Source organism: Comamonas sp. MYb21 (genome assembly GCF_037479395.1).
In the GTDB taxonomy this organism is placed as follows: Bacteria; Pseudomonadota; Gammaproteobacteria; order Burkholderiales; family Burkholderiaceae_C; genus Comamonas.
The window spans coordinates 160598-182041 of sequence record NZ_JBBGZC010000010.1 but is presented as its reverse complement, the minus strand read 5'-3'; the positions used below and the strand labels follow the sequence as shown (position 1 = coordinate 182041).

At 58.1% G+C, this 21444-nt stretch carries 18 protein-coding genes; 14 read left to right on the top strand and 4 right to left on the bottom strand.

Translation table 11 applies throughout. The features are described from left to right. Positions 1-32 precede the first annotated feature (32 nt). The 7 genes from WH367_RS16180 (at position 33) to WH367_RS16150 (ending at position 9881) form a co-directional block, all read left to right on the top strand. Positions 33-1790, top strand: coding sequence for a hypothetical protein (locus WH367_RS16180; RefSeq protein WP_339536886.1), 1758 nt, complete (start codon positions 33-35; stop codon positions 1788-1790). 1 nt (position 1791) lies between these two features. Continuing rightward, positions 1792-4929: an AAA family ATPase gene (locus WH367_RS16175; RefSeq protein WP_339536885.1), complete on the top strand. Its 3138-nt coding sequence runs from the start codon at positions 1792-1794 to the stop codon at positions 4927-4929. A gap of 489 nt (positions 4930-5418) precedes the next feature. Next, positions 5419-5625, top strand: coding sequence for a hypothetical protein (locus tag WH367_RS16170; protein WP_279494915.1), 207 nt, complete (start codon positions 5419-5421; stop codon positions 5623-5625). A gap of 18 nt (positions 5626-5643) precedes the next feature. After that, entirely contained in the window at positions 5644-6633 is a 990-nt protein-coding gene (locus tag WH367_RS16165; RefSeq protein ID WP_339536884.1) for a DUF932 domain-containing protein, read from the top strand. A gap of 198 nt (positions 6634-6831) precedes the next feature. After that, positions 6832-7860: a YqaJ viral recombinase family nuclease gene (locus WH367_RS16160; protein WP_339536883.1), complete on the top strand. Its 1029-nt coding sequence runs from the start codon at positions 6832-6834 to the stop codon at positions 7858-7860. 157 nt (positions 7861-8017) lie between these two features. After that, a complete protein-coding gene (locus tag WH367_RS16155) occupies positions 8018-9205 on the top strand; it encodes a recombination directionality factor (RefSeq protein WP_339536882.1) in 1188 nt (395 codons plus the stop codon). Continuing rightward, on the top strand, positions 9198-9881 hold the full coding sequence (locus tag WH367_RS16150; RefSeq protein WP_339536881.1) for a hypothetical protein: 684 nt from the start codon (positions 9198-9200) through the stop codon (positions 9879-9881). Before WH367_RS16155 ends, WH367_RS16150 begins: the two co-directional genes overlap by 8 nt. 86 nt (positions 9882-9967) lie before the next feature. On the opposite strand, the gene WH367_RS16145 is transcribed toward WH367_RS16150, so the two are convergent. Beyond that, positions 9968-10231 carry a helix-turn-helix domain-containing protein gene (locus tag WH367_RS16145; RefSeq protein ID WP_021027136.1) on the bottom strand — a complete coding sequence of 88 codons (264 nt, stop codon included), beginning with the start codon at positions 10229-10231 and terminating at the stop codon, positions 9968-9970. A gap of 129 nt (positions 10232-10360) precedes the next feature. Here WH367_RS16145 and WH367_RS16140 point away from each other — a divergent pair, with 129 nt between their 5' ends. From WH367_RS16140 to WH367_RS16125, 4 genes are all read left to right on the top strand, one after another. Beyond that, a complete protein-coding gene (locus WH367_RS16140) occupies positions 10361-10666 on the top strand; it encodes a hypothetical protein (protein ID WP_339536880.1) in 306 nt (101 codons plus the stop codon). A 282-nt stretch (positions 10667-10948) separates the two neighbouring features. After that, positions 10949-11875, top strand: a complete 927-nt coding sequence (locus tag WH367_RS16135) for a DUF2628 domain-containing protein (protein WP_339536879.1) — start codon at positions 10949-10951, stop codon at positions 11873-11875. Positions 11876-12009: 134 nt separating this feature from the next. Continuing rightward, positions 12010-13038, top strand: coding sequence for a hypothetical protein (locus tag WH367_RS16130; RefSeq protein ID WP_339536878.1), 1029 nt, complete (start codon positions 12010-12012; stop codon positions 13036-13038). 92 nt (positions 13039-13130) lie between these two features. After that, entirely contained in the window at positions 13131-13964 is an 834-nt protein-coding gene (locus tag WH367_RS16125) for a hypothetical protein (RefSeq protein WP_339536877.1), read from the top strand. Between the two features lie 467 nt (positions 13965-14431). On the opposite strand, the gene WH367_RS16120 is transcribed toward WH367_RS16125, so the two are convergent. Next, the gene (locus WH367_RS16120) at positions 14432-15082 is read right to left on the bottom strand and encodes a TetR/AcrR family transcriptional regulator C-terminal domain-containing protein (protein ID WP_339536876.1); all 651 of its coding nucleotides are present in this window, start codon (positions 15080-15082) and stop codon (positions 14432-14434) included. Positions 15083-15158: 76 nt separating this feature from the next. Between WH367_RS16120 and WH367_RS16115 the strand changes: the two genes are divergently transcribed. From WH367_RS16115 to WH367_RS16105, 3 genes are read left to right on the top strand one after another with little or no spacing between them, the layout of a single operon-like run. After that, positions 15159-16598: an efflux transporter outer membrane subunit gene (locus WH367_RS16115; RefSeq protein WP_339536875.1), complete on the top strand. Its 1440-nt coding sequence runs from the start codon at positions 15159-15161 to the stop codon at positions 16596-16598. A gap of 2 nt (positions 16599-16600) precedes the next feature. After that, positions 16601-17737 carry an HlyD family secretion protein gene (locus tag WH367_RS16110; RefSeq protein WP_339536874.1) on the top strand — a complete coding sequence of 379 codons (1137 nt, stop codon included), beginning with the start codon at positions 16601-16603 and terminating at the stop codon, positions 17735-17737. An 11-nt stretch (positions 17738-17748) separates the two neighbouring features. Further along, positions 17749-19281, top strand: coding sequence for an MFS transporter (locus WH367_RS16105; RefSeq protein ID WP_339536873.1), 1533 nt, complete (start codon positions 17749-17751; stop codon positions 19279-19281). A gap of 380 nt (positions 19282-19661) precedes the next feature. Here the strand turns inward: WH367_RS16105 and WH367_RS16100 are convergent, their stop codons facing one another. Next, on the bottom strand, positions 19662-20714 hold the full coding sequence (locus WH367_RS16100) for an NAD-dependent epimerase/dehydratase family protein (RefSeq protein WP_339536872.1): 1053 nt from the start codon (positions 20712-20714) through the stop codon (positions 19662-19664). Positions 20715-20797: 83 nt separating this feature from the next. Then, entirely contained in the window at positions 20798-21385 is a 588-nt protein-coding gene (locus WH367_RS16095) for a TetR/AcrR family transcriptional regulator (protein WP_339536871.1), read from the bottom strand. Positions 21386-21444 lie beyond the last annotated feature (59 nt).

The following is a 21444-nucleotide window of genomic DNA, read 5'->3' as shown; positions in this document are numbered from 1 at the left end:
TCAAAAGGGTATTCACCGTCTGTGGAAGGGAAATGGCTTTGCCTGTATTCATCAGTGATGTGGAAGATGTACTTGCCTTGCGGGGTCTGGAGATGCCCGACTTGGCTGCGCTCCAAGCCACGCATCAAAGCTACCGCGCACTTCTACTCCAGCCGTCGGGTCCTATTTACGCAGACCCCCTCCGAATTGGTCACCTCGACTTGGCCGTCGCAGCCGCTAGGGCTGACGCCTTTCTCGCGATGGCTGCAGAGCGAGGTGACCAGCTAGTGGTGACGCCGGAATACTTTCTCCCGGTGAGCTCGCTGGCGAAGGCAGCGAAGGGTGGGCCGTTCCCCGTAGACGGCGCACTTTGGGTGCTGGGATGCGAAAGCATGACTCCCGAAAGGCTCGCGACGTTTAAAGCGGACTGCGCTGGACATTGCGACGTAATCTACGAGGAGGACCCCGCGCCGGCGGTGCAGGGCAACTACTTTGACCCGGTCGCGTATTGCTTTGTCACTCGTGATGCGGAACAGACGCTCAAGCGGGTCGTCCTGTTCCAATTCAAGACCGCGCCATCTCGGGATGACCACGGCTTTGAGAACAAGCAACTGCGCTGTGGCCGCGCCATCTACCGGTTCCAGGGCAAAGACGGGTATATCAAGCTTTCGACCATCATTTGTTCCGACGCACTGAATCTAGGCGAAGACCTTAATGCCAATAAGAAGTTATCGGACAGAACCATCCTCATCCACATCCAGTTGAACCCGAAGCCCAAGCACACCGACTACCGCCGATACCGAAATGAGGTCTTCCGGCGCAGTCCAGTCGCTACCGACTGCGACATCGTGTGCTTGAACTGGGCTCACAACGTCATTCAACACGACTCACCTGTCCATGCGAATGCCTGGAAAAACGAGAGCGGTTCAGCTTGGTATATACCAGAGCGTCGCTGCTCAGTGAAAGATGACGAGGTTGCTAGCAATGAGGCCAATGGCCTGTATTACACTTGGCATGAAAAGCGGCGCCACGTCTTGCACTTCCACTACGACGAGGCCGTTTTTGCGCTGACGGTTCCCAAAGTCATGCAGGATGGCCCAGCTGTACACGATGTGCTCATCGGACCGCAGCTAGATACGCGTTTCGCCTGGGACGACGGAGCTGGCGCATGGCTGGCCTGTGCGAACTCTCCGGAGACCGGATGGGGCGACGTCATCAATACCAGCCCGGAAGTGAACGCAGCGTTTCAAAGCCTACAGGACATCGCGAACCGGCTACACATCGAGCGGGCCATCTCGCTTTCATGCGGTCCTTACAGCATGAGGGACCAGTGGCATCGCGTGAATAACCTGGACGTGTGCCGCATCCCAGAGTCTGAAGTCGTAGCCCGCGCCACCCTTCAACTCGACCGCGACATTCCAGCCTCCGAAGAGCGTAATAGACGTATCACCCGCGTTGCGACCTTGGCACACATCCTTCAGACAGAGACGTTGCCTCCGCAAATCAAGGACCTTGCCGGTGGCGGAGCCGCGATAGCGTGGTCTCCCGACTCTCCAAACACCAATGTCATCAAGGCCGGCTTGCGTCCGGCACTAGTGGCTTACCTCGGTGACAACCCGCCGATGGATATGGTCAAGAGGATTGGCGAGAACGCTTTCGAGCTCCTGCGAAAAGAAAACAAGGACCACAAGGAGCGCGTGGCCATCTGCTATCGCACGGTCGCGGGCGTCACGAAGTTCGCCGACATCAAGCAGCAGACTGACATTACATACGATGGAAGCAGCATGGCCTCCATCACCGGAGGACAGTGAAATGGCTGAAATGCAAGCTGCGCGTGAAGCGCTGTCTCATCTACTCGTCGGGCTTCACGACGTCGACGATTCCGTTGTGCGCGGCGAGAAGAAACTCGGTGACCAGACCTACGCGGTTGCCTACGTTGATTTCGCTGATGATGTGGTGGCGCGCTCGCTACACCTGCGCGACTTTCAAGAACGCATCCTTGCTGACGATTTCTTCGACACGCCAGGCGATCTTCGATGGAACAAGTACCTTTACATCGTCGCCGGCCCGAACTCGAAGGCAAGTCCTCAATTTGCTCAGGCGAAAGCCGCAATCGAGGCTGACAAAGACTACGCGCGCAAGCGTGTCGTCTTACAGGACGACCTCGAGTCCCTGCTGGGAGGGCCGAAGCTGTTCGAGGCAACTGAGCTCGGAAGCACGTACGACGTGCTGACGGACTGGCGGAAACGCCTGTCAGCTGCTGGGCTTGAGCTACTGCTCGACGCGCCTACTCCTCGCACCACGGTGGTGGAGAAGATTGCTCAGCGCGAAGTAGGTTCGGCTGCGAACGCTAAGCAGCGCGTGAACGAAATAAACGCAGCCGACACGCCGTTGGCGACTGCGAAGCTACTCAGCCTGAGCATCGCTTCGTTCCGTCCGATACACAACGGAAAAACCTATGAATTCGGCGACGTCACGCTGTTAGTTGGCGCTAATGGAAGCGGGAAAACATCCCTGCTCGAGGCAGTCGAATACTTCTACTGCGGAAACAACCGCAGAAGCACAGCCGTGGGGCCAGTGCGTCTCAAAGGGAAACTGCGGCCGAGCGCAGGTGGCAGCACGCTCGAGCTTTCATCCACCGGGGATGGCCCTCGCATCAAGGCTCGAAATCTTGCTTGGTACAACCGCAAGGAACAAAGCATTGCAGACATCGTTGACAGCTTCTCGCTCTACAATTTTCTCGATACCGATGCCGCGTATCGCTTGTCCGGCAATCTTAAGCCCGATGACATTAAGACCGAGTTGAGCCGGTTGTTGGTGGGCTCTTCAGCTGCTACGACGTTTGACTACTTGCAGAAGATTAGAGCAGATGTAGATAAGGCTTGGGACAGAGCTCAGCGCCGAGTCGATGGGCTGCAGGTGGAGTTGACCGTTTTCGAGCGGCGTCTGAAGGAACTACAAGACAAGCCGTCCATGGCTAAAACGCTGACGGAGGCATATCGCGCCGCGCTTGCAGGCCTCGGTTGGATGAGGCCAACTGAAGCCGGTGTTCCCATGCCGAAGGAGGGTCAAGAGCTTCTGGCCGCGCTGACGCACATGCAAGCGCTGGTCTCCCTCGGCGGCGCAGCCCGAACCATCAAGGATGTCGATCATCGCATGGCGCATCTGCAGGCCACAGTTAGCAACGCAAAGCCTGTCGACACGCAGCTTGTTGGAACCCTCGAGCAAGAGAAACAACTTGTTTCGAAGATGGAGGAGCTTGAGGCCAACGTCAAAAACCTGGACCGATGGATTGCGTATGAGTCTGCGGGGTTTCAGGACGCTCGTCGTCGTTACAAGTCGGCTCGCGAGGTCTCAGAGCAACTGGCCACACGCCTTGGAGGATTAATCGCCGGCGGCCTGCCCGAGGTGCCGCCGCAGTACACCTCCCTCCAACTGCAACATGCCGTGCAGGCTTCGGGCGAAGCAGCCACTACCGCCCACGCGAGGCTTACCCGCGCTCAGCAAGCCCTTGACCTTCATGGACGGGCCGCTGCTGCTCGCGCTACTGCGGCCGCGAAGCTAAAGGACGCGGCGAATGAAGCGCTCAAGTCTTTGGAGAATCCGGACAGGTGCCCAGTCTGCCGTACGGTGCATGCGAGCGGCACATTGAAGCATCTCATCGAGGAACTCACCTCGGGGCCTGAGACGACGCGGGAGGTCGAGGCACTTGCGGAGTCGTTGCTTCTGGCGGGAGACGAGGCGAACGAAGCGCGGCGTTGGGCTAGCGCCGTTGAGCTCTGTCAGAAGCTTGCAGCGCAATTGCAACTGAGGGCGACCACGCCCAAGGAGGTTCTGGAAGAACTAGTCAGACTACGTGAGCTGGCAAATCAAGCGCAGTTGGAGCTGCAGCGCGTCATAAAGGAGGGACAGGATCTGCGCAGCGCGGGCTTCTCCAGCAACGAGGCGGATTTGGTTTGGGGTCGAATTGCTGGGCTATTCGAGCCCGAGTCCGGCAGTCTCACCGCCGACATTGTCTCGGGCGAAAGGCGGCGTCAGTCGGACGCGGTGGAAGAGACGCGAAAAACTCTGGGTGAGTGCCGAAGCAACATGGGAGGCCTTGTTGAGGTCATGCGAGGCTTTGCTCGATCTGTCGACGTTGACGGTTGGGTCACTCGCGTCGAGCGCAGCGGCACCTTCGCATCGCTTGTTGCGCTGCATGACGAATTCCTTGCCGCTACTAGCAATGCTGCCGAGCTTCGTTCCTACGTTACTGTCGAAGACGATATTCCGCTGGTCGAGGTTCAGGCGCGCATTGCAGCCGTGACCTCCGCCTTTAAGCATGCTGACGAAGCGTCGCATAGGGATTCGGCGAAATCGACGGAGCAGCGTGATCTGATGAAGAAGATTCAGGAGGTGAATCTCAGCCTAGGAAAGCATCGCAGCGAGGAGGAGGCGCTACAAGATGCCGGCAAGGTATTGGACGACCTAATTGAGAACGCCTCCCTGGAGAACGCCACCCAGGAGGCGCTTGATACCATCGGCGGTCAAATCAATGAAGTATTCTCGCGTATCCACTCGCCGCGAGAATACGAGTACGTCGGAAGCCCGAATGTTCTTCTGCGGACTGCGGATGGTCATAATTCCCGCACGCTAGATGAGGTCAGCACTGGGCAGCGAGCCGCGTTTGCTTTGTCAATCTTCCTTGCCAGGAATCGCACGGCCGGGGCAGCCCCACCTATGTTGCTCATCGACGATCCCATCGCGCACATCGACGACCTCAACGCTCTATCGTTCCTTGACTACCTGCGCGACTTGGCGGTGAACTCGGGTCGGCAAATCTTCTTCGCCACCGCTGACACCCGAGTGGCATCTTTGTTCTCGAAGAAATTCAGCTTTCTAGGAGAGTCCTTTAAGACAATCCATCTAGCGCGTAGTCCGCAGCCTGAGGAAGCAGATGCGGCAGGCTAACGACTTAAGCGGGGCGCATTACGCCTGTTTTGCGGTGCTACGTGAAGTACCGGGGCTGCGCGTCAAGTAAGTTGATTTCCGCCAACCCCAAGCTATGTGGGCGAGAGCAGGCGACAAAGAACCGCAGCCCTCGATCACGTTCTCCAGGACTCAATTGTCAAGCATCAAGTGCCACAAAGCGGTCTCTGGTGAGCTTCCGCATCCAGCCTGGAGCTGCCAGCCATTTCTTCGATTCCAAATCTTTTCAATCATATATCCCTGACGTGATGCAGGAGCTGTTTGCTTCGTAGCGACTCGTTCCGCATTGATTTCTCTCTTCAACCATCGCCCTTGGCTTCGTGCCAGGGGCGCTTTTTTACGTCAGGAGCATTTATGTCTATCCAGTGTCCCCATTGCCATTCTCTGAATGTTCGTGCCAAGGGTGTCGCCAAACAGGTGGGTCAGCGAGTTGGCTCAGCTACAGGAACTGCCACCGGTATCGCAGGAGCCATGCAAGGCGCAACTACTGGTGCGAGCGTTGGTCTAGCTGCTGGCCCCGTCGGCAGTGTTCTCGGCTCCTTGCTCGGGGCCATCATCGGTGGCGTTTTAGGCGGCACCGTTGGCCACGAAGTCGGAGGCCGTATTGGCGAGCAGATCGACCAGACCTATCTCGACAACCACGAATGTCAGAACTGCGGCCATTCCTTTCAAGCTTGATTTAAGGAGATATTTACTATGTCCCATCTTGTCGAAACCATGGCCTACACCGGCCAAACCCCGTGGCACCAACTGGGCCACGCGCTACCCAAGAAGCAATCCATTGATGTCTGGGCGCAAGCGGCAAGCATGCAGTGGAAAATTCAAGAAACTCCCGTGCGCTACATGGCTACGGGCGATGCCGACGCTCTCTACGGCGAAGCCTTGGAATTCCCCGAGCAAAAAGTACTCTACCGCAGCGACAACCATGCTGCCCTGTCTGTGGTCAGCCAGCGATACAAGGTAGTGCAGCCCCAAGAGGTGCTGGAGTTCTACCGCGATCTTTCCGAGGTTGCCGGGTTTGAACTTGAAACAGCAGGTGTTCTCAAGGCTGGCCGGCGCTTTTGGGCGTTGGCTCGAACTGGTAAATCTGCGTGCCTCAAAGGCAACGATGTTGTGCACAGCTACCTGCTGCTGGCAACGTCATGCGACGGAACTCTGGCCACCATGGCGATCCCCACGACAGTTCGCGTGGTGTGCAACAACACCCTGGCGATGGCTCTCCAAGGGGCTAATGCAGGATCCATCAAGGTCCCACATTCCACCAGCTTCGATGCCCAAGCTGTCAAACGGCAACTGGGTATTGCAGTTGGCCAATGGGACAGTTTCATGTACCGCATGAAGACGCTGGCGGAACGCAAGGTCAAGACCCATGAGGCTATGAACTACTTCCTCAAAGTGATCTGTCAAACCGATCAACAAGGGCAGGGTGGTGGCTCAGGTGCTTCTGGCCTGGCCAACGAGCGAGCTTTGAAGAAAGTGCAAACCTTGTTCGAAGGTCATGGACGCGGTGCAGAGCTGCAAGCGGCCAAGGACACCGCTTGGGGTCTTTTGAGCGCCGTGACCGAATTCGTCGATCATGAGAAGCAAGCCCGCAGCCAAGACAATCGCTTGGACAGTGCCTGGTTCGGCCAAGGCGCAGTACTCAAGCAGCGGGCTTTGGAGCATGCTCTCCAGCTCGTCGCGTAGTTGGGATCCGGCTCATAAGTGTCTATCTCGTAGGCCGCAAGGTTTGTCACTCGACAAGCAGTAATTCATTCCAATCCTGTTCTTTTATCAATTCCACCCACCTTTCCTTCTCGCCACATTCCACCCAGCCAAAGCCCTTGCCATCGCGGTAGGGGCTTTGTGCTTTGTGGGGGAGGGTGCAACCTTGTAGGAGGCTTTATGCCAACTCTCGTTTCAACAACGGCAGCCACCGATGCTGCCCACTCTTTACCCCGCCAGCGTCCCGCATTGCGTTTGGTCTCCACCAAAGGCATGGCCCGCGAGACCTGGCTGGATGTTCGCCGCCAAGGCATTGGTAGCTCCGATGCAGCCGCTGCGGTGGGTTTGAACCCCTACCAGTCTCAGCTAGAGTTGTGGATGCACAAAACAGGCAAGGGAGAGCTCTTGCCAGCAGTCGATCCTAATGATGAGATCAGCCCCATGTACTGGGGCACTTTGCTCGAACCCATCGTTGCTGCGCATTACACCAAGCGCACCGGCAACCGCGTACGCCGTATCAATGCGGTTCTTGGGCACCCCGAAGTCCCCTGGATGCTGGCCAACATCGACAGAGAAGTCGTGGGTGCCCTCGACGTACAGATCCTCGAATGCAAAACCGCAGGTATCAATGGTGCCAAGCTCTGGAAGGATGGTGTTCCTGAGTACATCCAACTTCAGGTCATGCACCAGCTGGCAGTCACCGGCAAGCGTGCGGCCGATGTCGCCGTCCTTATCTGTGGGCAGGAGTTGCAGATCCACCGCATCGAACGCGACGAAACCATGATCTCCCAACTGATTGCCCTGGAGCAGCAATTCTGGGAGTGGGTCAAGGCGGAGCAGGAACCTCCTGCGGATGCCTCAGAAAGCGCTGCAACTGCGCTGCGATGCCTCTATGCGCAAGACATGGGAGATGAGCTGGACCTGTCGGAAGACGAGGCCGCCACCAGTGCCTTTATCCAGCTCCAGCAGGTACGTCTGCAGATGAGTGAGGGCGAAACAGAAGAGGCGCTTCTCAAGCACCAGATCCAGCAGCGCATGGGCAATGCAAGCCTTGCGCGGTTTGCCGCTGGCTCGGTCAGTTGGAAGAAGAGCAAGGATAGCCAGGTCTTTAACGCAGCCCTGTTCCAGAAAGAGCATCCAGCACTTGCCAAGGCCTACATGGGAGCCAAACCAGGCTCCCGGCGATTCTTGCTGCATGCACAGCCGTGATGGCCACTGCAGCGCAAACAAGTTCACGAATAGTGAGACATAACGCAAGTCAAGAACGCACAACAGACACATGCTGCTCAGCAGAGCACAGCAACACAGCAGCCCCGTCCGCCACACCAGGCAGACGGGGCTTTTGCATTTACGAATGGAGTAAGAAATGATTAAAGGACTGATGATGACCCCGCCCGTAGTTGGGCGGATTTCGATTGGCAAAGTGGTTGAGCGCAACGGCATGCGCTTGCCAGAGAAAGACGATGAATTCACCATCACTACGCAGATGCAAAGCCGCCAGGGCTGGGTGCTGCACCCTCTAGATGGCATCTTGCGCAAAGAAGAGTTGGACCGTGCGCAGATCACTACAGGCGTAGAGGTGACTGAGCTCAAAGAGGTACCTCCAGAATTTGCCGAGCACTTTGAGAAGCACGAGCAGCAGCACCAGCCACATAGCGAAGGCCAGCCAGAGGACCCGCAGCAATCCTTGCAATCGACTAAGCCCAGCTTGCGAGAAAAGCTCTCGCAGCGTGTGAAGGTCAAAAGCACTGCAGCCAACCATAGCTGTGTTCTGGACCAAGCATCGGATAACAGCGCGGGCAAAGAAGCCAAGCCGACAATTCGCGCGATTGGCACCAAGCTGCGCCGCATTCCCGTGCGGCTACTCTTCAACGATCCAGCATTGAACCTGCGTGCCAACTACACCTTGTTTGACCGAGCCACAGCACGGCCAGTTTGTGTTGGTGATGGCCAGAGCTGCAAACGTGTCACTGACGCTGGCATCAAGCAACTGACCTGTGCTGGACCAGATCTTTGTGAGCTTGCTCAGCAGGGAGGATGCAAGCCGTTTGGGCGTTTTCATGTACGGATCGACCATCCAGGAAACCCAGCCGATTCACTGAGCACCTTTGTATTGCGCACCACGGGCATCAACACGTTGCGCACGCTATTGGCTCGCATGCACTACCTGCAAGCCGCATCTGGAGATTTGCTGGCCTACCTGGCCTTGGAGATTCGACTGCGAGGCAAGTCCACCATGCAGTCTCGTCGCACACCGATCTACTATGTAGATATCGGCGTTAGAGAGAACCTTTCGCTCGAAGCTGCTATCCACCAAGCTGCGCAAACAGCAGAGCATGCTAGGCAGAGCGGGTATGACCAGGAGGGCCTTGAACAAGCGGCCAATGAGGGCTATGCGCTGGGGCTGTTTGAGGAGCTGGAGGCCGAAGCAGTGGAGATCGTGCAGGAGTTCTATCCGCCTAATGCGACAGCTGCAAACGATATCAGAAGCGAAGCATCCGTCGTCCACAAGGCTCGTCGTTATCCAGTAGTTCGGGAGCAATCCCATGAGTGAGAAATCTGCCCAAGGGCTTGTTCATCACTACATGCGTGGCCTCCGGTTTGATGGACCGTGGGAATACCGGGTGGTCATTGCATCGGGGCGCAGGCACTGGAGCCGTATGCTTCCTGATGCTGATCGCGACAGGACATCGGATCAGGAAGGGCTGGGGTGGTCCCTGAGAAGAATTGCAGCAGTGATGACGCAACGGCCTTTACGCACTATTGCTGCATTTTCTTCATTGAGCACACACGCAGACGGACGCCTCAGGAGGAAAGGACTGTTTCCGGGGGTTGAGATCTGGAGTTCCAAGGCCATCGGAGCCGACTTGATGAGCCGTCTAGGAGTCGTTCTGGAAAGTGGCGGCTGTGCACTGCTCAAACTGGTTTTGCAGCGCAGGCAGCATGGCAAGTTAGAGCATGCAGCTTGCTGGGCCTGGGTGGTTGGTGTTGAGATGATGGCGCTGCCTGACACAGAAGAGCGAAGCACGGCGCAGCCCCGTCATACCATCAGGGCCGCACTGGTCGTCAGTCGCGAATGGAATGCGCCATGGGGCAGCGGGTTTGGTGCTCGTGTGTCGTGGGATGCGCTTGGACAATGCATTCTCTGCTCTCTCGACGGAGCACGATTGCAAGGCCGATGTGCTGAGGTTGTGACCATCGTGCCGAAACGCTCTCGGCATACGACCTGAGAAAAGAAAAAAGGATGAGCCCGGCCAACGCTGGGTTCATCCTTTCTGATCCTCTTTTTTCTTTTGCGAATTTAGCAATGCTCGTGCTAACGGTGCGTCTCCGGCGGCTTGATCAATGTCCAGGCCTTCACATCCAGCGCTTGCGCGATGCGCTCGATATTGGCCAGCGACACATTCCAACGAGACCGCTCCACAGCCGACACGTACGTCCTGTCCAATTCGCATTCGAGCGCCAGGCGCTCCTGCGACCAGCCTTTCTCGACACGCTTGAGGCGCACCCAATACGCAAACACATCGCGCAGGTTGTCGGGATCAGGAAGATGAGTAGGGGGAGTGGGTTTGGCAGACACCCCTCAAGCATCCGTTTCTGATACATTTACATCTACGGAGTTTGCTTCACATATTGATGCAAGAAGAAACCCAATCCGGCATCAGCGGGGCATCTCCGAGTACCAAATACCAAGAAAAGGAGTGCGCGCATGCGCTTGGAGCGTCTGTTGCCTTGGGTGTTGATGCCCAATATTGCCGTGGCAGGTGGTGGAGCGGGAGGCATCGTCCTGGGCCTGATCATCTTTCTGCCCATTCTGGTGTGGGGCTTCATCAAGCTCTGGAAGTTCTGGTTCCAGATGATCTTTGGAGGCCTGGGGCGCACACAACCACAGCCAGGCGGCCCACACGCCATCGCTCAGCCCATGGCACAAGCCACTAAAGACTGTCCCTATTGCGCAGAACCCATCATAGCCAAGGCCAGGAAGTGCAAGCACTGCGGCTCTGATTTGAGTTGATCATGGGTAGGGGCATCGATATGACGGAGCAGCCGGTATTTGCCTTTCGACTTCCATCTGCCAGCCCTTGCGTCGCAGTTTCATTGCCAGTCTCGTCACTGGCGCACATCTACTGAATCACCCCTGACAGGCCGCTGAACGGATGCACTGCTTGCTTCAGCCTTGGCCTTGGTGCGTTCTGATTTGATGAGTTTGCTTCACTTTTTAGGCTGTAGAGGTCAGACCGCTGTTGGTTATGTCCTTCTACGGTGCCACCAATAATGACAAGAGGAAGAGTCACAAATGCAAGAGAAATACAACGTTGTCCTGAGCGGGAAGCACCCTGCAGCAGATACCCACCAGGTGGCGCAAAAGCTCGCGACCCTCTTCAAGTGCACGCCCGAGCAGGCAGGGCGCTTGCTGTCGCAACCATCCTGTGTGGTCAAGAAGGATGTGACAGCAGACGTTGCTGACAAATACAAGTGGGCCGTTGAGAGCACGGGCGCCCAATGCATCATCCAGCTGGTTCCTCAGGAAGCACCGTTGGACTTTGATGTGGTGCCTGTTCTCTCGGCTGCTGCTCCTACTCCGACATCTTCATCGCCGTCCGTTTCTGCTGGTGGGGTTGGAGTGCAAATTGCTTCTGGAGTTGCTGCTGACGCCATACAAGCACCCGCAGCGGTATCCACTCCTGCATCGGCTCCTGCTGCACCTCCAGCTGTCACCCCTGCACCGGCGATGCAACCACGATCTGCAACAGCTTCATCGTCGTCCCGCCAGGAGGCCATCCAGATCTTTGTTGGCAAGAACCATGGTTACATTGAGCACAAGTGGAAGAAAGCGTCGCAGCGCAAGCACCAGTGGTCCTGGAATTGGGCTGCCTTTCTGGTGGGCTTTGGCTGGATGGGGTATCGCAAGATGTACCTCTACTCCTGGATCTTCATTGGCGTAGTGGCTGCTGAGCTGATTGCAGAACTTGTCATTGGCGTTCCCAGCTCCATTACGAGCAGCATCAATCTTGGCATTGCGATCGGCTTTGGCCTCAAGGGCAATGCCTGGTACCAGCAGCATGTGAATCAACGGGTGGACCAGATCCTCGCATCCCATGCACCCGAGCAGGCCCGCATCGAACTGGCTCGCCAGGGTGGCACCAATATCGGTGCAGCAGTCGGCTTTGTGGCCGCGCTGTTCGTACTTCTCGGAATGATCGGCGTGATTGCGGAAGGTTGATCCCTTGATCCAGCGAACCGCCCTGGTGGATCGCATCAACCGGTGCGACTTCCATGGTTCTCCGATTCCCATCTTCCGCGGTGCGTTAGATCGCTGGGCTCCTTTGACCACCAATATCCATCTCTGACTTCCATATGAAACTGACAACATGCGGCGCGCTGCTCATGGCGGTAGCCCTGGTGGGGTGCACGGACCGTGCACGAGATCGCATTTCTTCCTTGGTGGAGCGCGCCCAATCGGTCTTTGGCTCCCAGGGCACCAAAGAGCCAGCGCCAGCGACGCCGGACTTGCTCACCCAACTGATCTCCTGGGATGCCATCGGCATGAATTTGGCCTATGTACAGCAAAGGGCAGGGCCTGCCGTTCGGTCCGAAGACCACCAGCATTACTACATGGTCCAAGGCTGTCAACTGGTGCTGGGGAGCGATCAACAGGACAAGGCCATACGCTCGGTCCAGGTGGCACTCTCGCCCGGGTGTGATATGGATGTTGGTGGGGTGCTGGGCATGTCACAGCCGCAACCACTCAATGCACTGACCTTTGGGGCGTTCGATGAAGCTATGGGCTCAGGGCAGTACCTAGCAGACTGTCTCCGGGACTGCGGCAATGCCTATGTTCCCAGTATCTACCTGGTAGTGCAAGGGAGTAGGGCATTGCAGTTCAGGCAGGTAATGCTCACTGCCGAACTGGCAGCCGATCAGGCCATGGTGGCAGCAGGGCAGTGGGCTGACGCCATGGTGGCCAAGGAATCCGAAGACTGGGTGGTGAGAGATCTGGGATTCAACTGCCAGCCACAGAAGTACCGGGATGTAGCAGCGCAGGCGCTGCGCACTGTCAGACCCGAGTTCTTCAGCTTTGGGGATGAATTGGAGTTCCCTAAGTGTCCAACGGCAGAGGCGGCAGCGAAGAGTGAGTCGCAAGCAGGAACATCGACTCTCCCCATTGGCATGGTGGTGGTCCCGCATCCAGCAGGACAGTGCGATATGGACTACGACAAACGGCTACGCGCTGCAGGCCTAAAAGCGAACGAGGTTTCCATCCATGGACCCGAGGATCAGGACTTCAAGGGCTATGGGTGCGCCTACCGCATCGTGCCTGTGCCAGGCAATGCGATACCGCCCGGCTCGACGGTGACCTATCGAAGTGCGTGGGAGGCCGGATGAGTCTCAGGCATGCCAGCTATCCCTTTCAGACGTCTCTCTAAGGCTTCGCTCCATGGGCCGCGACAGCGGCCACATTCACCTCTCACATACCTATGAAAAATCTCTCCTTCGTTGTTGCTTGCTCTGCCATCGCTCTTTCTGCTTGCAGCAAGAGCCCCGTTGACATCGTCAAGTCCAGTTATATCGATGGTGCTCGCACCACGACAGTTGCCAACGGTCTGAGCAAGCGGCCACTGTGCAAAAGTATCCATTGGGATAGTTTCAAGGACGAAAAGGGCCGCGTGGTGGTTCAGTACAAATGCACCATCATCGATGGTGAAGACTTTCAGAAAGAAATGAGAGAGGACTATCTGCAGCGCATCACGAAGGCTGCAGAACAATCTGTCATCAGCGCTGTGGAAGATCGCGAAAGCGCGGCGAAGCGAATTGAAGAAGATTTTCCGTATGAAAGAAATCTGATCGAACGCGCGCAGCGAGCAATTGAGCGGATCCAGGTGCTACCTGAGCAGCGATCTTTGCAACGGGACCAAATTATGGGCCTTCGGTTCGAAATCGAAGAATATGAACGCGGCTTAGAGAGGAGTCGGCGCGAAGCCAAACGAGGGCTACAAAGCGCTGAAGACGACATCCTAACCACTCAAAAACGGAATGATCCAGAGCTTCTGAGAAAAGATGCGATGGCACGGCATCCCGTCTACCAAGGCACGTCAGAAATTTTTCAGTGGATAGTTAATGCTGATGGGCAGCCAGTGATCACTTATGGTGAGATACAGGCTAAAGACGCCAAGGGACGAGAGCAAACGCTGATGAAGTACAACCAGCCGCATCGCATGCTCAGCCTTGCATCGCAAGCGCAGGAGAGCAGAATCTTGGACTACATGCAGGGGATTGGCATGGCGTCTTTTGTGGGTGTGCTCGGGCGTTGAATCTGACGTGTTTGAAACACATGCAAATTCAGCGGGAAAAATTATTGTGAAAATTCACCCCTAAAGGGGTGGTGTGAAGAGGAGGCGTCTAGAAACCATTTCATCCACACTTCAGTCGCGATGCCAGCTTCAGGCTGGTCGCGGCCCTTCGGCTCTAGTGATGCTACTGACTGCTGATATCAAAAGCGGTCATTGCGCCAAGAGTTTCCAGGAAGTCTGCTCTACACCTCAAAGCAGACACAGAAGTCTGCCTCTGCCGAGTGTCTGCTTTTGCATTTGTAGAAGTGGTGCGATCGACCAATTGCAGTCATGCACTTGTTATCTTCATAGCTATGCATTGCGGCCGTCTCGGTCAGTCGGTGCCGTGAATGTGCTCGGTGGCAGACCCATTTTCGCCATCGGGATAATCTTATGGCCTTCATCGCCTCAAGCTCACGTGGAAGATGCCCACCGAGTCCGATGGCGCTTCACTTTGCCTTCTTCCGCAATTTCAGAAAAGGTTCAACCCCCGCGATCAGCAACGCAAGGCCCATCTCGAAGCGCTCGTTGAAATCCACCGACGAGATTGCATTGCGCGCAGCCCAGTTCCCGGGGTACTGGGCCAGAGCTAATTTCATGAAGGCCTGATTGCGGGCGCCTAGGTCCGCTGTGCTGCCTGGCCCCAACGCTTGCTCTTCCATCACCAAACCTAGAACGAAATAAGTCAGGCTCAGAGTAAGCTGCGCGGCGGTGTCCGGGTCAGCTCCCGCTTGGCCAAACCCGGAAATAAGTGCCTCATTGGTACGCAGCACGTTGTCCGTCACCACATAGGTGCCCGCAAACACTCGGGCGCCGTCGCGGTGCTTGAGCAGAGCTTGCCGGAACTCCCTCGCAACCATCCGGACGCCCTCATCCCAGGCATGGTGACCTTGCAGCGTGCGGGCCACATCACCGATCAAGTTGTCCGCCATGGCGTCGACGAGCGCTTGCTTGCTCGCGAAGTGCCAATACAGAGATGCTGCCTGCATGTCCAGCGTCTGCGCGAGCTTGCGCATGCTCAAGCCATCCAAGCCGTCCTGTTCCAGCAACGCAAGCGCTGCCTCCACGATCTGTTCGCGCTGAACTCTGGGCGTTTTCACTGCTTCCTCGCAATCTTGCTTGAAAATCTAACGGTGTTAGTTTAACATTCTGAAAAACTAACAGTGTTAGATTAACATGACAAAGACATTTCTGAACTGCCTTTTGGTCGCCTGCCTTGTGGGCTGCGCCGACATGGCCGGGTTGGACAAGCACGCTGGATCGACGCTCATGACGCCCGACAAAATTGGTGCCCGCAATGTTGAGGTGCGGTGGCCATCGGACCCATGGTGGCGACGCTACCAGGACCCAAGCCTCGACAAGCTGGTGGAGCAGGCCCTGAGCCAAAGTCCTGACCTGCATATGGCGCGCTTGCGAATGGAACAGGCAGCGGCCGTCGCAGAGCAAACGGACGCCAAGATATCGCCCCGGTTCAGCAGCGCAGTGCAAGCACGACGCCAGCGCTATGCGCAGGCTTACGACGCATCTGCCCCTTTAGCGGGCAACGCAGGTAGCAGCATTGCAGTGCATGCCGAGGCCCAGTACACCTTCGACTTCTGGGGCGGCCAGCACGCAGCGCTAAGTGCCGCTGTTGGCGAGATGGCCGCGCGCGCCGCGGAGGCGCAGGCCGCAAGAACCGCGCTTGCCAGCAGCATCGTCAAGGCGTGGATTGAACTGGCCCGGCTTATTGCCGCGCGCGCGCTTGCGCAGGAAGGGCTCGTGCTTCGCAGCCAGACACTGCGAATCGTCGAGCGACGTATCCAGGCCGGTCTGGACACCCAGTTGGAGCGCACGCAAGCTCAAAGCGATCTGCCTGCTACCCAGCGCGACATCGCCAGGCTGGATGAACAGATACAGCTGCAGCGGCATGTGATGGCCATGCTTGTGGGCGTGTCTATCGATGCGCTCTCCAGTGCGACACCGCGCCCGCTTGCCGCACTGCAGATGGAGACGCCCGAGGCGGTGCCGGCCCAGCTGATTGGACGGCGGCCCGATGTCGTGGCGGCGCGCTGGCGTGTCGAGGTCGCAGCTGGTGAGGTGCTTGTCGCCCAGGCCGACTTTTATCCAAACGTCAGCTTGCGCGCCTTTGCTGGGCTAGGCCGCCAAGGGCGATCGGTGGGCCTATCGGACTGGCTCAATGCAAGTAGTCGCTACTTCGGAATCGAACCGGCTATCAGCCTTCCGATCTTCGACGGTGCCCGTTTGCGTGCACGCCTAAAGGGACGCACGGCCGAATTGGACGCCGCGGTCGAGAGCTACAACAAGGCCTTGCTCGGGGCGGTGCGCGACGTTGCAGACCAAATCGTCTCAGCCGATGCCCTTGCCCCGCAGTCCAGCGCGCAGCGCGAAGCGCTTGCTGCACGTCGCACAGCCTTTGATTTGGCTCGACGCCAATACGCTGCAGGGCTTTCCAACTACCTGAACGTGCTTGCCGCGCAGAACACCTGGCTGCACGAGCAGCAACAGCAACTTGATCTGGACGCGCGTTCGCGCGTCCTCGATGTCGAACTCCAGCGCGCACTTGGCGGCGGCTTCGATGCCAACGACATACCCACCATCATCGAACGAAAGATGTGACCATGAGTACACAAGAAAAATCATCCGACGCGCGCATGCTAGGTTTCCGCCTTGTGCCCTGGGTGGGTGCTGTCGCGGTCGTTGCATTGGTGTTGCTGGCCAATTCGCAGTGGGGCGAGTGGACCAGCAACAGGACCATCCAGAGCACGCAAAACGCCTTCGTCAAAACCGACCCCGTGGTGATGAGCGCCAAAGTCAGCGGCTACATCAAGGCTCTGCCTGTGGGCGACTACCAGCCGGTCCGTGCGGGCCAGTTGATCGCCTTGATCGATGATGGCGACTATGCGATGAAGGTGGCCACGGCCGAAGCGGAACTCGCAAAGGCGCAGGCACAATTGCACAACCTTGCTCGTGAAGTTGCGCAGCAGCACGCGAAAATCAAGGAATCGCAGGCCAATGTCCATGCTGCGCAGGTGCGTGTGCAGCAGCATAAAACCAATCCGGCACGCCAGCCAGGGTTGGTGCAGGAAGGGGTGTTGTCGCGCCAGGTTTACGAGAGCGCTCAAGCCGAGCTGGACTATGCGACCAGCCAACGCGATGCAGCGTTGGCACAAGCGGAACTAGCCAACAGGTCGTTGGACGTGCTCGAAGGTCAGCGAGAGCTGCGCTTTGCAACCGTGCGCGCGGCCCAAGCCGAACTCGAAAGCGCTCGACGCGAACAGGCCTACACCCGCATCGTTGCGCCTTTCGACGGTGTGCTCGGCAAGCGGCATGTACAGCAGGGCAGCCTGGTGTCCGGTGGCACCCAGATCGTGAGCCTGCTGCCGACGCAGCGGCCCCACATCATCGCCAACTACAAGGAGACGCAGTTGGCCCATATTCGACCTGGCCAGCCGGCCACATTCACTGTCGATGGGCTGCCAGGACACAGCTTCCGCGGGCACGCCGGCGAGATAGCACCCATGAGCGGCGCCGACTCTTCGCTATTGCCTGCGGACAACGCTTCTGGAAATTTCACCAAAGTCGTGCAACGCATCCCTATACGCATCGAGTTGGAACCAGGACAGCCTGATCTTGAGCGTCTGCGCTCAGGCATGTCCGTGGAGGTCAGCATCGACACCCAGGGCACGACGACAACGGCTGACGCGCTAGCGAAGGCCACGGAGTCTCCGACCGTAGTGCTGGCCAACCGGAAGTAGGAGTTACCGACATGGCAATGCACGGATTGCTTTCCAACGCCAATAGGCCGCGCCCCAAACTCACGGTCGCAGTCGTCTTCCTTGGTGCCATTCTCAGCACTCTGCAGGGGCGAATGTTCTCTGTTGCGCTGCCTGATTTGCGCGGGCAGTTCGGCCTGGACCTGATTGAGGCAGCCTGGCTTAGCACCGTACTGAATGGCGCGCAAATTGTGTCGATGACACTCGTTCCTTGGTTGGCCAGCGTCGTCGGCTCGATGCGCCTACTAGTGTTTCCCAGCCTGGTTCTGGCCTCCAGCGCGCTGGTACTGCCCCTCTTCGTTCACAACTACCCGACGTTGCATTTTCTGCATGGGATGATGGGCTTGTGTCTGGGCGTCTATCCGTCATTGACCATCTCCCTGGCCCTGGGCCACACCCATCCGCGCCTTACTATGCTGGTGCTAGCTGCTTACAGTCTGCGCGTGTCGGCGGGGCTGGACGGTGGCGTGGGGGCTTCTGGCATCCTGCTTGAAGACCTGAACTGGCATTCGATCTACTGGGCGAGCGTTGCAATCGCTCCGCTCATCGCTGCCATTGCCTGGAAAGCCATTCCGCTTTCGCAGATCGACTGGCAGAAACTGCGCCAAGCCGACACCGGCGGCATGGCGATCTTCTGCGGCGGACTGGTGTTGTTCTACACTGGCATCGAATCGGGAGAGCGTCTGGGATGGGCCGACTCAGGTTTGGTCATGGCCGCACTCGCAGGCGGTACGCTGCTCTTGACCGCGACCATTCTGAGGGCACTACGCTGGCCCCAGGCCTTTGGCAGCCCTGCAGGCTTTCACAACCGGAACATGGTGGTTGCCTTGATGATCTCCAGCCTTTTTGGCATGCTGGCCTCGCCCAATCTGGTGTTGATCCCCTCCTTCCTCGCGCAGATGGGCGACCTCAAGCCCTTACAGACCGGTACGGCGAACATGGTGTCCCTCCTCGCCTACGTCGGTTTCACCCCTCTCGCGATGTACGTCGCGCGCCGGATCGAACCTCGCCTACTTGTCATGCTAGGAGCCAGCATCATTGGCGTAGCTGCGTTGCTGGGCACACACATCAGCAACGACTGGCGGCTAGATCAATTCCTCTCGTTGCTCATCACGCAGGCTGCGGGCGAATGCTTCTTCCTGCTCGGCTCGCTCGTGACCTTTCTGACCAATGGAAAGCCACAGCTCGGCCTTCAGTTCGCCGCATATCTGGGCATCGTTCGCGTCATCACGCCCGCCATCGCAGCAACCTTCATGAGCCACTGGCTTCGTGTGACGGGTGACAACAGCTACGCGTCTCTCAGCGCTTTCGTGCCATCCGGTGAGCCCAACGTCCTCTTGCGGGCGGAAACTGGCCTGAATGGCATCGCGGGCGTACTGTCACGCGAATCCCATGTGATTGCTCAGATCAGTGGCTACAACCTCGTGTTTTGGTGCAGTGTGCTTGCCGTGAGTCTAGCAATGTTGCTGCGACCATCGCCACCGAATGGAATTGCGCCACCCTTGTTGCCGGCGGTGCATGGGTAACCATGCGTTCCTCCCCGGGGCGATCCGAGTCGGCAACTGCTGCCTAGCAGGCGGCACCTGTTCACGGTAGCTGGGCTGAACGAACGAGTCCCGTGTGCGAGACCCAGCCATCATCAGAATGAGCACTGGCAGTCCAAGCGCAGCGTTCGGACATCATTGCATCTCATGGCCGTTATGCCTTGGTTCGGTCTACACCGTTAATAGCATTCAGCCCTGCAAAGCGAAGCCGCTGACTGCGTCAGGCCTGCGCGAATGAGCTGGAAGCAGGTCTCCTGCAATGTGCAATTAACGATCGTAGACTCTCCCTGCTCACATGTCGTTGCCGTCCATCAGGATGGCAACGCAACTAAGAAATATCCGGCCGTATTGAATCGGCTACTTCAGCTTATTCCTTGGCACGTGCCCCTTTCACCTCGATCCTGCAGGGTTAGTTCCTCAAGCCCTTGCGCGCGCGAGACCTGCGGCTGGTAGCCCAGTTCGCGTCGAGCTTTGTCGATGTTCAACGTCACCTCGACGGCTGAGGGCGCCAGTGCCTGCCGGGTGACCGGCGGGCGCCACCGTCCGCCGGTCAGTGCCGACAGACGTTCGCAGACGCTGGCCACGGCCCGTACCACCCAGCCCGGAACCTCCTTGGTCGGAACAGAGCGTCCCTGGCTCTGTAGCAATGCGCTGATGAACGCACGAAACTCCACGGTATCGTCATCGGTGATGAAGTAGCAGGCGCCCGTCTCGCCAGCGATCAGCGCGCGCTCGATACCGTGCACCAGATTACCGATGTGCGTCGTCGAGGTGCGATAGCGGCCACCATCGATCCAGGCGAATTTGCCAGCATCCACAGCCTGCAGCAGTTGCGGAAGCGCTGTCGTGTCGTCGCGTCCCCAGATGAAGCGCGGGCGGACGATGACGACGTCAAGTCCGTGCCGCGCAGCTGCAATCGCCTCGCGTTCCGCCAGAGCTTTTGTGGCGGAGTAGCCGCCGACCGGTCTGGTGGGGATGGATCGGCTTTCTTCGGCGTCCACCAGTGGGCTTCCGTCTAGGAGCACTGACTCAGTGCTCAGGTGCACAGCCCGCCGCACGCCTACTCGCGCAGCAGCTGCGAACACGTGGCGCGTACCTATGACGTTCGTCTGAAACTGTGCGTCCGTGGAAAGGCCGTGGTCCGTATCCGCTGCGGCGTGAATCAGGGCATCGCAGCCCGCCATGCCGGTGGCTAGATTCTCCGATAGCAGATCTCCCTCGAACGGATTCGCCCCTGACGCGCGAATCGTGTCCTGTGCAGCGGGGCTGCGCGCCAGCGCGATGACTTCGACACCTTGCGAGACGAAGTGGCGGATCAGGTTGCGACCGACATAGCCGCTTCCCCCCGTCAGGAACAGGCGGGCTGGCAATCGTGCGGGATGCGATTCAGGCAATTTAGGGACAACAGAGTTCATGACTCGATACGTACTGACGTGGTTAGTCCGCGGGCCGTCTTGTCGGCCCGGGCGGGATGGGAATTGATATGGGGTAGAGCGCCTCAGCGGGGCCGCTGAGGTCTCACGAATGAATCAAGCGCGACAGGCTGGTCGACCAGCCCTTCGATCTCGCTCAGCAAGCGATCTCGCTCCGCCTTCGGAAATGTGTGGAAGTCCAAGCTCTCCAACAGCTTGAGCCCTTCCAGCGCCAAGTAGGCAAGCAGCGCGCCCCTTGGTTGCGCCGCGTCACTCTGTATTGCGTCGATGACGGCAGCCTGATTCGCCTGCATCGACTCGCGCAGACTTGCGTCCTGCACCAGCGCGGCGCTGAGGCTCAGGGCAACGGCACGTTGTGCTGTTGGCAGCGGAGCGGCGGCCGCTGCAATCCGCCCTCGGACAGTCCGGGAATCGATCTCGCCGAGACGCTCCGCCGCTTCGGAGTTGAAGGCGTTGTCCCGGACCAGCGCCCGCTGAACAAGGGCCTGGATCAGAGCCTGCTTGGACCGGTGGTCGTACAGCACGCTAGCCTTGCTAACGCCGGCTTCGGTGGCGACGGACTCCAGCGTCAGCTTCGCAGGCCCGTCCCGAGCCACAACGACTTCTGCCGCGTCCAGCAGCTTGTCCTGATCTATTACACGCGTGCGTCCCATAAGCAATTAATTTATTTCCAACCAGGCGGATATTAATTGATTTTGGGGTGCAGCGTCAA

Coding starts and splice junctions, on each gene's coding strand:
- WH367_RS16130 (WP_339536878.1), top strand. CDS start 12,010: ATGAAACTGACAACATGCGGCGCGCTGCTCATGGCGGTAGCCCTGGTG.
- WH367_RS16110 (WP_339536874.1), top strand. CDS start 16,601: ATGAGTACACAAGAAAAATCATCCGACGCGCGCATGCTAGGTTTCCGC.
- WH367_RS16140 (WP_339536880.1), top strand. CDS start 10,361: ATGCGCTTGGAGCGTCTGTTGCCTTGGGTGTTGATGCCCAATATTGCC.
- WH367_RS16125 (WP_339536877.1), top strand. CDS start 13,131: ATGAAAAATCTCTCCTTCGTTGTTGCTTGCTCTGCCATCGCTCTTTCT.
- WH367_RS16115 (WP_339536875.1), top strand. CDS start 15,159: ATGACAAAGACATTTCTGAACTGCCTTTTGGTCGCCTGCCTTGTGGGC.
- WH367_RS16170 (WP_279494915.1), top strand. CDS start 5,419: ATGCAAGGCGCAACTACTGGTGCGAGCGTTGGTCTAGCTGCTGGCCCC.
- WH367_RS16165 (WP_339536884.1), top strand. CDS start 5,644: ATGTCCCATCTTGTCGAAACCATGGCCTACACCGGCCAAACCCCGTGG.
- WH367_RS16150 (WP_339536881.1), top strand. CDS start 9,198: ATGAGTGAGAAATCTGCCCAAGGGCTTGTTCATCACTACATGCGTGGC.
- WH367_RS16155 (WP_339536882.1), top strand. CDS start 8,018: ATGATTAAAGGACTGATGATGACCCCGCCCGTAGTTGGGCGGATTTCG.
- WH367_RS16100 (WP_339536872.1), bottom strand. CDS start 20,714: ATGAACTCTGTTGTCCCTAAATTGCCTGAATCGCATCCCGCACGATTG.
- WH367_RS16135 (WP_339536879.1), top strand. CDS start 10,949: ATGCAAGAGAAATACAACGTTGTCCTGAGCGGGAAGCACCCTGCAGCA.
- WH367_RS16105 (WP_339536873.1), top strand. CDS start 17,749: ATGGCAATGCACGGATTGCTTTCCAACGCCAATAGGCCGCGCCCCAAA.
- WH367_RS16180 (WP_339536886.1), top strand. CDS start 33: ATGGCTTTGCCTGTATTCATCAGTGATGTGGAAGATGTACTTGCCTTG.
- WH367_RS16160 (WP_339536883.1), top strand. CDS start 6,832: ATGCCAACTCTCGTTTCAACAACGGCAGCCACCGATGCTGCCCACTCT.
- WH367_RS16175 (WP_339536885.1), top strand. CDS start 1,792: ATGGCTGAAATGCAAGCTGCGCGTGAAGCGCTGTCTCATCTACTCGTC.
- WH367_RS16095 (WP_339536871.1), bottom strand. CDS start 21,385: ATGGGACGCACGCGTGTAATAGATCAGGACAAGCTGCTGGACGCGGCA.